10 protein-coding genes are annotated in these 12,632 nt (G+C 62.7%); 2 read left to right on the plus strand and 8 right to left on the minus strand.

Going from position 1 to position 12,632, the window contains the following annotated elements:
• Positions 1-17: 17 nt before the first annotated feature.
• Both BN4332_RS31755 and BN4332_RS31760 read left to right on the plus strand, forming a co-directional pair.
• Positions 18-1,397, plus strand: coding sequence for a hypothetical protein (locus BN4332_RS31755; protein ID WP_066904138.1), 1,380 nt, complete (start codon positions 18-20; stop codon positions 1,395-1,397).
• Between the two features lie 136 nt (positions 1,398-1,533).
• Entirely contained in the window at positions 1,534-1,953 is a 420-nt protein-coding gene (locus BN4332_RS31760; RefSeq protein ID WP_066904140.1) for a hypothetical protein, read from the plus strand.
• 147 nt (positions 1,954-2,100) lie between these two features.
• Here the strand turns inward: BN4332_RS31760 and BN4332_RS31765 are convergent, their stop codons facing one another.
• The 8 genes from BN4332_RS31765 to BN4332_RS31800 all read right to left on the minus strand — a co-directional run bounded on the left by BN4332_RS31765 (position 2,101) and on the right by BN4332_RS31800 (position 12,606).
• Entirely contained in the window at positions 2,101-2,661 is a 561-nt protein-coding gene (locus BN4332_RS31765; RefSeq protein ID WP_160110977.1) for a hypothetical protein, read from the minus strand.
• A gap of 27 nt (positions 2,662-2,688) precedes the next feature.
• The gene (locus BN4332_RS31770) at positions 2,689-4,533 is read right to left on the minus strand and encodes an AAA family ATPase (RefSeq protein ID WP_066904144.1); all 1,845 of its coding nucleotides are present in this window, start codon (positions 4,531-4,533) and stop codon (positions 2,689-2,691) included.
• Entirely contained in the window at positions 4,530-6,704 is a 2,175-nt protein-coding gene (locus tag BN4332_RS31775; RefSeq protein ID WP_066904146.1) for a hypothetical protein, read from the minus strand. The genes BN4332_RS31770 and BN4332_RS31775 overlap by 4 nt, the downstream gene beginning before the upstream one ends.
• Positions 6,701-9,148, minus strand: coding sequence for an ATP-binding protein (locus BN4332_RS31780; RefSeq protein ID WP_235654363.1), 2,448 nt, complete (start codon positions 9,146-9,148; stop codon positions 6,701-6,703). Before BN4332_RS31780 ends, BN4332_RS31775 begins: the two co-directional genes overlap by 4 nt.
• A gap of 543 nt (positions 9,149-9,691) precedes the next feature.
• Positions 9,692-9,967 (minus strand): hypothetical protein, encoded by a 276-nt coding sequence (locus BN4332_RS31785; protein WP_066904150.1) that lies wholly within the window; start codon positions 9,965-9,967, stop codon positions 9,692-9,694.
• 204 nt (positions 9,968-10,171) lie between these two features.
• The gene (locus BN4332_RS31790; RefSeq protein WP_074133257.1) at positions 10,172-11,155 is read right to left on the minus strand and encodes a hypothetical protein; all 984 of its coding nucleotides are present in this window, start codon (positions 11,153-11,155) and stop codon (positions 10,172-10,174) included.
• Between the two features lie 6 nt (positions 11,156-11,161).
• On the minus strand, positions 11,162-12,217 hold the full coding sequence (locus tag BN4332_RS31795) for a hypothetical protein (protein WP_160110978.1): 1,056 nt from the start codon (positions 12,215-12,217) through the stop codon (positions 11,162-11,164).
• Positions 12,214-12,606 (minus strand): hypothetical protein, encoded by a 393-nt coding sequence (locus BN4332_RS31800; RefSeq protein ID WP_066904156.1) that lies wholly within the window; start codon positions 12,604-12,606, stop codon positions 12,214-12,216. Before BN4332_RS31800 ends, BN4332_RS31795 begins: the two co-directional genes overlap by 4 nt.
• Between the last annotated feature and the right edge of the window lie 26 nt (positions 12,607-12,632).

Here is a 12,632-nt window from a genome sequence, read left to right on the forward strand (position 1 = left end):
AGAAGGGAACCACGCCGGTGACGGATGTCGAGACGCTGCTCGCGAAAGTATGGAATCCGACCACGCGATCACACGCTGAGGAAGCCTGGCGCTGCTACAACGCCGGAGCCATCAGGGCCAGCATCACCGCCACATGGACCGCAATCACAGCTGACATCATCGCCAAGATCGGCCGCCTGGCCGATGACTCCGACGGAGAAGCCAAGTCGATCCAATCTGCAGTGGAACACGCACAGGCACAAGGGCTCTCAACAGAGGGCGTCCGATCTATGCAGACCATCGAGAACCAATTACTCGACAACGCTGTACAACTGGAACTTCTCGATCCCATCGACAGGCGCGCACTGGAACGCATACGCGAAGACCGCAACCTCTGCGTCCACCCGTCCCTGCGGCCGTTCAACGAAGTTTTCGCCCCACAGCCCGAAGCGGCCCGCGCTCACCTCGCCATCGCACTAGATGTCCTACTGATCCAACGCCCCACACAAGGCCGCAAAATCGTTGAGTCTTATGTCGAGTTCACGTGCTCGCCGGCATTCGTCCCCAGCACCGCCCACATCCAGGCGACCTACCTCGACCGCGTACGTCCAGCTACACGCCGCAACCTGGCTGCCATGGCAGCCAAACACGCGCTCCTCGAACTCAACCCCGCCGATCGTATGGATCCGACCAGCTATGCCGATCGCTCCGCCACCGTGCTGAAGGCATTCGCAGCACGTGAACGAGAGCTTGTGCGTGGGGAACTTTCGCTACTTCGGGACCGGTTCCGAGAGGCCAGCCCGGATTGTCAACGACGTGCCCTCAGCCGCCTCGGTGATCTAGACGCGTTCTGGGACATGACAGACGGCCCGCTCGCCGAACATCTGAACAACCTCGTCGGCGAGAAGATCACGACACCCAGTTACGAACCTTTGCTCAGCCGGACCGCGACGACGCTGTCGCTCGTCGCCATTGAATCCGTCAGAGACCGGCTCGGCCAACTCGAAACACAGTTCAATCGACTGTCATCGCACCAAAAGGTGAACGTCATCGACGCGAGACCAGACTCCTACTTCGTTCCGGCGATCATCAACCTCCTGGCAGATGCCGGGTCCTACCGGTTCGCTGAGACCGTCGGGCAGCTACTCGTCGAGCACGCTGCCTTCCTCACGATGCACGACCTTGAATCCGCGCTCCAGGCATGGGCTAGCAACGACCAGTGCTGGCGCGCCGGTCTGATGCCCGAGGCGGCGGTGAACCTACTGGCCGACACCCATCACCTCGGACACGACCGGGCCGGCGCCTTCACAACATTTCTCGATGCTGTTCGGCAACAAGTGGATGCGGACGAAAAATACTACAACTACCCAGAGCTTGCCGCGGCGCTCGACAACCTCTCGTACGGGTCAGGAACTTGAGTGCGCGCTGTTGCGGTAACCGCTGCGGTGTACGGGGCCGAACCCGAGGGCCAATGGCACAGTCAGCAGATTCTTAGAGAAACTTCAAGGTCGCGGCATGAAGAACGTTGCTCAGCCGTACCTACGATCCCACACTATGACCGCAATCGACGTTCCGCCCGCACCCCACTTCCTCGACCGAATCCTCAAGCCCTACGGCAATATCGACAAGCGCTTCGCCTGGGACTGGTTCGCGCGCGACCTGGCCGAGCGTGAAGCCGCCAACATCCGAGCGATCATCGCCGCCGCAGGTATTGACGCAGAAGTTCCTCCCAACCCGGCCGATCTAGTAATCAACCATATTCCCACCGAAGTATTGACGTTTCTCTGGCGGAACGAATGCCACGACGAGGCGGCCAGATTCGCGGCTGACATCTGGGTGCGCGTACGGGGCCAAAGCCGATGGCCCACTGACGTATGGATTGACGTGTTGGACTTCACCATCGCGCCTGACGGCTGGAGCGACGAGCATCGACATGACTTCTTTGCACGCGTAAGAAAGATCGCTGGGCGATAGGCGCTGACGCCGGGTTCCCACCCGTCATCCGCCGCCCTCGGTCCAGTACCGAGTCCTGGCCCAATGCCAAATGGGATAGGTGAGCGTCGGTGCCGACGGCGAACGGTTCCCACGGCTGGTGACCGCCAGAGATGTTCTCGTCGTGTATCAGCTCGTCTGCTGCTGCTCAACGTGTCTGGGCACGCGGGCAAGCTGTTGGATCGGTTGGTCGTGGCCGTTAGGCCACACCCACCTGAAGGTGACCGTATCGACGGCCACCCCGTTACCCTCCTCGTCCCAGACGCTGAACTGCCTGTCAATGAGGTTCTCATCGGACACATCATCGATCCTGGGGTACAAGGGAAGTCCCCAGTGGTGCCACACGAATTTCTCGATGGCCTCGCGGACATTCTCGGTCAGGAGGTTGAGCTTCACGATGTGTCGCTCCGATGCTGTGTCGGCGACCAAGGCGCCTCGGCGAGGACCTTGCACCGAAATGTAGGAACCCGGTGCGAAATAGGCAGTTTCGGTGATGGTGTGGGAGTCTGATCGCGCGGTGGCACGCAGCTCGTCGCCAACTGACCGCGTGAGGACAGCTTTGAGCCGCCCGTCGGGTAGGAATTCAACACGGGTGAAACGTGCGCGGCTGCCGTCGGCGAAACACACTAGGGCGTCATCGAAAGTCGTTGGCTCCGTTGATGTATGGCTGGAATCGAAGTTATCCGTCAATGTTCCCCTCTTAACTGGTGAGCACGATCAAATGGCGTTCAAGGATGGCGGTAGGGCGATCTCGGCCGCATCGACCACAGTGGAGACGGCGATGCGCATGTCATCGAGGGTGACGGTGCGGATCGCGTCGAGGTCGGCGGTGGCCAGGTCGATACTGCTGTCTTCGATGAGGCGGTGCTTCATTTTTCCCGTGGCTCTGTCCAGCACATTGCGCACGAACCGGCCGTTGTTGGCGATGTCGGCCAGTGTGAATCCTGCGGTGTCGGGGTCCCTGAAGCCCCCCTCTGAGGCGGGAGTGGCGCACAGCCAGGCCGCTATACGCGCGAAATGCTCGCGGGCATCCTCGGCGAGCGTCACTTTGGATGAACGGGCGAATACGTCGGCGATTTCCACAAGCTCTGTGGGACTGTAGGAGTCGAATTCCAGTCGGTGCGGGAAGCGGCCGCGCAGTCCAGGATTGGCAGACATCATGTACTTCATTGGCTGGGCGTAGCCAGCCAGGAAGATGATGGTGTCTCGTCGGTGGTCTTCGGCGAAGGTCATGATCGTGTCCAGTGCAATTCGGCCGAAGTCACGCTCGAGGTCCTCTTTGAACAGGGTGGGTGCCTCGTCGATGAACAATGCTCGGCCGAGTGCCTCGTTGAGGACCTTGGAGGTCTTTTCTTCGGTGGCGCCGATGTGTGCCCCGACCAGATCTTGACGTTTCACCTCGATGAACCCAGGGTCGTCGAGGATTCCCAGCCCGAAGTACATCCGGCACATGATGCGAGCGATGGATGTCTTGGCGGTCCCGGGCGGGCCGGTCAGGACCGTATGCAGCGATCCCTGGCTGTCGCTGGTGTCGATGCCGCGCTGGGCGAGAATCTGGTCGTAGCGCTGTATGTTTCGCAGTTCGAGCACGTGGGCTTTGACGTTGCGCAACCCGACGAGGTTCATAAGATCAGCCTCAGCCTCAGCCAGGATGGTTTCAGCGGCCTGCTGTTGTTGTTTGCGTTTCAGGTCCGCTTGGCTGGGGCCGGATTCCGGATTCCAACGATCCACGCGCGCGGCAATTGCCTCGGCGGTGGTGACGATGGGTCCGTAGGTTTGGTCACGCAGTGCTTGCTGTGCACCCGGCAGGAGCTGGCCGTCCACGCGGGCAGACTGGAGATGGGTTCGTGCGGCAGCTTCGTCGTTGAGGCTGCGGTGGCACAATCCCTGGTAGAAGTGGGCGTCAGCGATGATGGCAGGCACGCTGGGGTCGGCACCGCCGTCGGTCAGTGGTGCCAGCAGGGCCAGTGCCGATTCAAATTGGCCGAGGCTTGTGTGTGCGATGCCGGCGAGCAGCGCAATGGCGTCATCGAGGACGCTGGGTCGCTCGTTGTGGGTCCGTGAACTCCAGGCCACTACATCAGTCCACCGTCGGGTGACGAAATGCAGTGTGGTGCCAACAAAGGTGTGCACCACTGTCTGGCGGGGTTCAACCGATAGGTCGATGTCGTCGAGGGTCTTCTCAGCGGAGTCGTATTCACCAGCGGAGATCAACGCCACGGCGTGGGCTAATGCCAGCCCGACCGGCGTCGTCGGATACAAGTCGAGGTAGCCAGCGGGTGCGGGCACCACCGGGCACAGCGCTCTGTCGTCCAGCCCAATCCGCCTGGTCTCGCGGTGCAGTGTGGAGCTGGTGTGCAGCGCCGTGCGCAGCGTTGAGACTGACACGTCGCCTGCCGCAGCGCGTCCCACCCATGCGTCGCACATGCCCGGATCGGCTTCGGTAGCGCGCTCGAACGCGCGCAACGCTGTCGCGGGATCAGGCTGTCCGCCGTCCCCTAGCAGGCCCAGAGCTGCGATTCCCTGATCCAGGTAATCGCGGGCGTATTCCGATGCGTTCACTTCTGGTCACCTTTGCGCTTCGCTGGAGTGTTGGTGCCTGGTGGCCGGCGCAGCGTCCCCAATTCTAGGGCCGCTCCGTCAGCGCTGGACTCGTCAGTTCGGTGCCGCTCGATCGGCGGGGCTTCGACGCCGGTGGGTACAACGTCGCGGGCACCGGAGCGATCCCCGTCATGCCGCGAACGTCGCGCCGCTGACTGCCGCGATCCGAAGGTCTCGTGCTCACCCGCGGGCTGCGAGGTGCCTTCGGTTGCGTGATGGCGGTCGGGATCGCGCCGGTCGGGTCCCGAGGATGCCTGCGGACGTTCGGGCGACGGCCCTGACGACGACGCCGGTTTGCGTTCCTGCTTGTTCTCTTTGTGCTTGCGGACCGCATGCACCGTCGCGCCGACAGCGGCTGCTGGAAGTGCCACCTCCGGGGCTAGGACCTTGGTAGCCGTACCGACCGCGGCCCGCGTGCCTGTTGCGGCGGCGGCGGACTCCGCTGCGCCGGACCCGCTCGCAGCTCCCTGGACCGCTGTGCGGGGAAGTAACCGCTCGCTGACCCACTTTCTGCTCACCCGGGTGTTAGGCCGTGGCTTGAATGTGTCGAATCCTGGCGCTGAAGACGCGGATTCACTGGCGGCTTCCTCGCTCGCGTCGCCGTCCTCGCCGCCTTGGCGGCCGAAGCGCTTGCGTGCCTTGCCGAACATTCCGCGTGCCTCGTCGACGCCGTCGCGAGCCTTGTTGTAGTGGTCCCGCGATCTGTCGGCTAGTCCACCGGCGGCGCCGCGAATGGTGTGGCCGATCGTGCCGATGCCGTCGGTATGGAACTGTTTTTCGATGAAGCGGAACAGCACGAGCGCTACGACGGCCGCCAGCATGACGATCAACATTCGCGGCATCACGCTGATGGTGCCCGTGCCCAACGTAGTGGTGGTCAGCGCGAAGCCCAACCACACCATCACGATTCCGAGAAACGCGGTATAGACGGCGAGCTCAACAGCGTGCAGGAGGAGCTGCCAGGCGCTGTGCTTGGCGTAGGACATGGCTCGGTCTGCGAGTCCACTCATCCCCACCATGAACGCGGGCCCGACAACAGTGCCGAAGTAGGTGGCCTTCAACCCCACCAGGAAGTTGGTGATTGAGACGTACCAGAGGAATATCGACAGGCCCAGGCCGGCGCAGCAGAACAGGAGTGCTGGAACGAAGTCTCCCCCGCCCAGCTGCTGAGCATGTGCCAATGCCTGTGGGGCGCCGCATCCACCCTGGTTGATGCCGCGCATGGCCCATGCTGGTCCAGGGCCAGCGCCGTTGGCTGACATCACCGCACGAGACCAGGCGTCGGCGCATCCTCCGATGTCGTCGATGACCATGCCAAAGTTGACGACCTGCACGGGATGGCGGACTCCGGAGGTGATCAGTTCACCGATCAGGGCATTCTGTTGTGCGTCGAGGGATTGGCCTGGGGCATATGGGTGCCCACGGGTCGCTTGGGCGATCGCGAAGCCGGTTTCGCGGCCCATCGCGAGAAGGCCGTGCTCGCTGTAGAGTTCGCCGATCGGGTCGGCGAACACAGTGAGCAGCAGGACGGTGAAGAGGGCGCCGGTGCCGATCAAGGCCCAACCCCGGCCTGCTCGTCCCCGCAGAATGTGAAGGCCGCCGATCACGACGCACAATGTCACCGTGATGGGTCCCAGGTAGAGCTGATTGGCCACGGTGGTAACGGCGTTGTAGACGGGCCGTGCGATAGAGGCGATCAGCACCAGCCATTTGGTGGACAGTGCGAAGCGCAGCAGCCACAAGCTGGTTCCCACCATGAAGATGTAGATGCCGACAGTGCTGGTGATCCACCACGCCGCGGTGGAGTGGGTCAGCCCGGTTTGGAGGACCTCGGCAGTCCACTTCATCCAGCTGACCGGATCCAGCAGTGAAATTTCCTGACCGTTATTGAGAGCGGCTTCGGGTGTGCTGACCATGGACACGAAGTAGGCGGCGATCGGCACGCCGTAGCTGTCTCGAATACCTGTCCAGCCCAGAGCTGCCGCCCCGGCTGAGGCGGTCGCAGCTGGAGCGTTGACGACCGACCACAGCGCCAGGGTGTGCGCGATGGTGATGACGGTCGCGATGCGTCGGGCTTTGGGATTGCTGGCCCACCAGTAGGCCAGCCGATCGGTGCGGGGCGCCGTGGTCATGCTGCCGCCTCATTGTTGGGAACGTCCACAAGAGGTGTGCTGTCGAAGTCGGCGGCCAGTTCGGCAAGGGGTGCGCCGAAGAATTTCGCGCGGGCGAACCGGCGGAACTCGTCGACGATGAACCCTTCTCCGCGGCGGTGAGGGTCGACGTAGCCGATCTCGTCGTCGTCACCGGTGAGAGTGGTGTTTGCCGGGCTGGTGTCCTCGGTGTAGGACTGCAGCACATCCGGGTATTGGGCGGGGTCGATACCGGCCCATGCCAGCGTCTGCTCGGCCAGGTCGGGATCAGTGAGGCGAAACAGCCATTTCTGGGTGATGAACTTGTCGCCCATGCGTGCCAGATGGCGGAAGTCCTGAGTGATCAGGGTAATGCCGGTCGCATGCTTGCGGCCCTGCGTTGTGATGCGTTGTGCGGCACGGGCGCCGGGTGGGTAGGCGAGCAGTTCGGCGCACTCTTCGAAAATCATGCTGCCGTACACGTCGCGTCGCTGGAAGAGTTGGTGTTGTTCGAGGTCGACGATGAGGCCGTACATCGCCATGCCGGCGACCTGTCGGGTGGTGAGGTCTAACCCTGCCCCGCCCTTCATGGCCGATTGAATCTCGTCGGCGTTCGGCAGCGCGAGGTTGCGGGTGAGCCAGATCGTCACCTGGGAGTCGCCAGTCAAATACGGCTGGCGTGTCGGATCAAATAGCGCCTGGGTGTAGTACGAGGAGGCTGCGGCTTCCAGCAGGATCAGTAGTTCGTTGTCATGCGGATTGGGTTGTCTGCGTAGGTATTCGATGAGGTCGCGCATGCGTCGGATGCCGTTGGCTTCCCGGTTGTCTGGGCGCAGGGCTACCTCGAACTCGGCGCGCAGCCGACTGCGAGCGTCGACTCCGATCATGGGCAGAACATGATCGGCGGCTCGTGACCCCGCCTCTTCATAGGGGAAGATGATCAGCGGGTCGAGCGACATGTCTGATTTGGTTGGATCAATCACGCGGACGACATCGTCGCCAGCGCTGCGAAACGCTTTGGCCCATTCCCCGTGTACCCCAGGGTCGAAGATGCGCAGCTGTGCCCGTCGGATCATCAGCTCGAAGGCAGATAGCTTGGTTCGATTGGATTTTCCGGATCCGGGCTCCCCGACGACGCCGAGCCCGGTGTTGTGATCCCTGCGGGCGCATCCCTCCGGATCGTGCAGGATGATTCTCTGGCGGGATGTGTTCTGGTTCAGCGCGAGTGGGCTTCCGGTCGAGTTGCCGCAGTCATCGCTGACAAATGGCAGGAACCTCGACCAGCGGTGCGCGGTTGTGGGATTGCGGAACTGGTCGATCGGGCTGGAGGTTTCACTGCCGGGGTTGAACGATTTCCACAGAACACGGTGTGAACCACGCCGCCGGCTGAAGGCGATCGACACCGAGTCGAGCTCTTGGCGAAGCTGCTTGACCGCATCCTCGACGACGTCGAGCGATCCAGCACCGATCGCGATGATCGTTGAGCTGTCGACTTCACGCTCAGTCGGATTGCCGTTGAGCTCGCCCGAATAGTCCATCGTGCCGTCGAGCTTTTCTTTGAGCTTCTCGTCGTCGGCCTCGTCGCGCCGTGCCGCACGCTGACGTCGCTGATCGCGGATGTTCTTGGCGTTGCGCCGGTTAGCGGTAAGCGCTTGGTCAGGGGTAGCCACATTGACGTGCTGTAGCCAGTCGACGACAGCAGGAGTCTCGACGTTGTCAAGAGCCCGAAGATAGGCTGCACGGGGAAACCGCAGGCCGTATTTGGGGAACGATTCGACGGACAGCAGCGCCTGATAGCTGACCGGCCCGGTCAAATTCTGGTTCTCGTCGAGTTCCTGCACTCGTAGGACCGACCGACGACTGGGCCACCAGCGCCGCAACCGTTCTCGGCTTGCGCTCTCATCGAAATCCCAACGGCCAAACATGAAGCCGGCCAACTCGTCCGGGCCCGACCTGGCATCCGGCAGTGGCTCTGTAAACACGCCGCGCAGTGTGTTGTGACGGTGATGCCACAGAATTTGGGACGGGGTAGCCGCAGTGAAGTGGAACTCGTCAGGCAGCGCCGAGACGATCTCACTGGCCAGCGCCGCGTAGCCGTGAACCGACTCCTCGGAGTCCGGGTCACGGCCAATGAGCCAGGTGGCGAGCTTTTGGACTTTGCCGACGGCGGTACGGCCAAGCCGGCCCGCGTCGACCGGCATGGTCATCCAGAACAAGCGATCCTGCGGCCCGATCCCTTCGCCCGTCTGTAGAGGATCAGCGACGATCGGCGTCCACGCTTCGCGCGAGTACAGCGCCCACGACGACTGCTCGCCATGACGTCCAACAATCTTGTCGAGGATCGCTGCCTGGTCGGCGTCAGCGACCAATCCATACAGCAGGCTGCCCGAGGCCAGGTTGCGGCCCAAATTGCGGTGCGAGGTCGCTGCGCGCTCGAAGATCGACATCGGACGCAGAGTCGTGGCCAACCCGTGCACGAGGTAGTCGGCGTATACACCCGAGTTCGTGAACCGCAGGTTGCCGACAACCCTCGTCGGTGGATCCAGGGTGGGATCAACGCGAACCACGGTGTCTCCTCGTTGATGGACTCGGACCTGTTGATCGGCCAATCGGTGACCGTTTCGAGGACTCCCGCGTGCGCACCGACGTCGCCACCGGCCGACACAGAACCGCATTGACGAAGAACTGTGTGCGGGTCAGCAAATCGGGGCGCGCCTTGGGCAGAAGAAACCGCAAGGTGACCACTAAGAGAAACGTGCTCAGTGAAGTGATACCGAGAACCATCAACAGATGGGGTGACTGCTGGTTGTGACGTACCCACAACAGCGTTGGCGTCATGATGATGGCGATGACGGCAAGCTCAGGCCACCGGTACGGACCGCCCGGGAGCTGGTTGCCTTGCGAGGACTCCCCCGCCCAGATGGGAACGTCTCGGATACCGGTGTAAATGCGTGCGTTGTCGCCCGAACTCGGGGCTGTTGGCTTGGTCATTATCCGGCGTAGATGCTGGGCGTGTAGCCAGTCCGGTCACGGACCTCCTGCACACCCATGTCGCGGAACGCGACTGCGTTGTAGATCAATACCGAGAACAGGATCCCGCCGAAGAACGTGGCGATACCGGCGCCGATACCGACCTTCCATGAGGTTCTGAGCCCGATAATGATGCCCAGGGCCATGGCCCCAAGCCCGCCCAGAATCACCACGTAGCTGAACATCTCTTGGCCGAGTCCTATAATCCCGCCTGCGGCCTGAACGTTGGCGTCCATCGTGACTAATCTCCTTTTTCTCGTGCTGATCTGGGTTGCGACGTTTCTGGAATGACGACCCGTTGGCCGAGCAATGCGACGAGGACCAGCTGCGCGCAGACCATGGCCACCAGTAGCGGCCGATCCAAATTTGACTGTGCTTCAACTGCCCGGAGCGTGTCGCCGACCACCGACCCGATCATGTTCATGTGGTGCAGGCCTCCTCTACTTGCCGCTGCCGTTAGCGCTGGGCGTGGGTGGCTCGGGGTCGGACTCGGCCAGCGCAGGGACCGCATCCAGTGCCGCAACAAACCAGCTCCCTCCGGTCGCGCGAATCGTGAGCGGATAGGACAGGTCATAGGGGGTGTAATCGGCGGACCGCGCCGAAACAGTCACCCGCACAGACAATGTGGTGTTCTCCGGTGCATCGTCTGGCGGATTGGTGATCGCCTGCACGCCGGTAACAGTGGCGCTGGCGTAGGGATTCTTTACAGGTCTCAGGCGGGAGTCGGTTGTGATGTAGCGATCGAGACTTCCGGTGGGCCGGCATGGCACCTGCGTCCCTTCGCCGGTCCCACCGACGCAGGGATTATTCGATAGATAGGCGCCGATGAATCCGGCCAGCATCACAGCTAGCGGATGTGTGGAGGGAATGTTGACCGGATAGCCCAATTCGACATCGACTCCGGCGGGAGGCTCGTCAACGTAGGCCAAATTGTCCAGGGCGCGTACGGCATCCCCGCCATACACTCCGACGGGGATCTGGTAATACAGCCGGACCGGTGATGCGCTCGGATATGCCTGAGTCGTCACCCCGACCAACACGCCGTAGGTCCGCAGATTAGCGCGATCGGGCCCGTGACGCCGAGCGTATGCCGACGGATTGCTGACCATCATGGATGGTGTTGAGGGCACCGTCAGTTTGGCTGCGTTGGGAAAGCACCGCGACAAGTCGGTACCTTGGGCGCTAGCAGCGGTGAGATACGTTGTCACGCAGTCAATCGCGAACGATTTCACCAAGTCCGAGGAATTGATCGTCTTATCAGCAATCTCGGCGATCGGCGGTGGCGGATCAGGAAAAACCCAGCCCAGTACAGTGTTGGCCCCGCTAATTGACGACGTCACTATCAGAACGCCCAGAATGATGCGACCTGCGCCCCGCGTGCCGACGGTCAGCCGCCGCTTCCAGACCTTGTTGAGTTTCGGCATGGCAGTTCACTTCACCTCGTGCCCAATGATTTTGATGCTGCTGATGGCGAACTTGCCGTCGCTGGGATGTGGTTGGTCGTCTCCGTTTCCGAACACAGGATCGGTCGTAGCGGGCAGCCCAGGGCCACCGAAGATCGGCGCGAATATGTCGTTGCCCGGCCCAGCGGCGGCTGGTGTGGTTGGCGGTGCCACCAGCGGTGGACGGTTCGTCTCTTGGATCAGGACGGTCACCACCGATGCCAGCGGACGCGGCACCGGCATTACCGCCTCACCGTGTGCGTTGCCGGTGTCTTGCGGCTTGAGTGTGTTGGCAGTGTCGTTGAACAGCCATTGCAGACGCTTGACCACCCGGTACTGCGGCCAAGGGTCGGCCTGGTCAGGAGCGTTGGATTTGCTCACCGCTCCCGGAACGATCGAGACTGCCGTGATCACCGCAGGCCGATCCAAGGTCAGCGTCAGCATCTCACCAGGCACCGCACTGGCGCACACCCAGGGAGCGTTCGAATGCGGATCGGCAAGCAGCTGCGCCGACGTGGAGCCCGGCAGCTTGTCACACGGCGACGTAGCAGTGAACCGCAACGGGCCATCGACAGCGGCGGGAGGCGCCGACGGCGGTGGTGGCGGCACGGCCGGCTTAGCGACTGCACTGGGCGCCGGTGGTGGCGGCGGGTCCTCGCGAGAGAACACCGAGCTGGCCACCAAGGTCACAATCGTGGCGACGACCGCGGCCGCACCGAAACCTCCGGCCACCCAGGGATTGAACCGGCGGCCCTCGGAGCCCACTTCGTCCTCATCGACCTCGGGGTCCTCGTCGGCTCGCTCGACCTCGATGCCACTGTGATCTGATTCGACATCTCGCCCAGCCGCCTCAACCGACTCGTCTGGCCCCTCGATCAACTGCTGGTCATCGTCATCACCGGACCATTCGTCACCAGCGACGCCGTCGTCCTCGCCGTCATCGAGGTCGCTGAAGTCGTCGTCGGCCTCGGTGGGCTGGCCCATGCTTTCGCGAATCTTGGTGATCCACGCCGCCTCCGCGCGAGGCAATTCAGATTGGCTCACCGACGCACCTGCCCGTGGTGTGCGAGCGCCATGCGGTCCTCGTTGCAGAGAATCTCAGTGACGGGCTTGCCCCACGCCAGTGATCCAGCCGACGTCAGGGAGCGAAGACCCCGTTCATCGCCGATCACAAGCGGCACCTCGACGGAGGCCGACTGCGCAGGCCGCGACGCGACCACGGCTGCCGACGGTGTCGGAAACAGATGAGAGGGCGCAACTGACTGCTCGGTACGCGCCGTCGCACGATGCCATCGCCACCAGCGCAAAGCCACGATCACAACGGCTACCGCTACCAAGACCGGCCAAAACCGCAGCACGAGATCCACCACGACGAGCACCGCGACGGCGGCCATTGCGCAACCCATCGCCACCAGTGACAACAGCATCTTCATCGTCGACTCCTCGCTCCCCACTCCTC

It is taken from the genome of Mycolicibacterium houstonense (genome assembly GCF_900078665.2).
In the GTDB taxonomy this organism is placed as follows: Bacteria; Actinomycetota; Actinomycetes; order Mycobacteriales; family Mycobacteriaceae; genus Mycobacterium; species Mycobacterium houstonense.

Excerpts from the sequence above, each read along its gene's own strand:
- BN4332_RS31760 (WP_066904140.1), top strand. The coding sequence starts at position 1,534 with ATGACCGCAATCGACGTTCCGCCCGCACCCCACTTCCTCGACCGAATC.
- BN4332_RS31775 (WP_066904146.1), bottom strand. The coding sequence starts at position 6,704 with ATGACCACGGCGCCCCGCACCGATCGGCTGGCCTACTGGTGGGCCAGC.
- BN4332_RS31780 (WP_235654363.1), bottom strand. The coding sequence starts at position 9,148 with ATGTCGATCTTCGAGCGCGCAGCGACCTCGCACCGCAATTTGGGCCGC.
- BN4332_RS31785 (WP_066904150.1), bottom strand. The coding sequence starts at position 9,967 with ATGGACGCCAACGTTCAGGCCGCAGGCGGGATTATAGGACTCGGCCAA.
- BN4332_RS31790 (WP_074133257.1), bottom strand. The coding sequence starts at position 11,155 with ATGCCGAAACTCAACAAGGTCTGGAAGCGGCGGCTGACCGTCGGCACG.
- BN4332_RS31800 (WP_066904156.1), bottom strand. The coding sequence starts at position 12,606 with ATGAAGATGCTGTTGTCACTGGTGGCGATGGGTTGCGCAATGGCCGCC.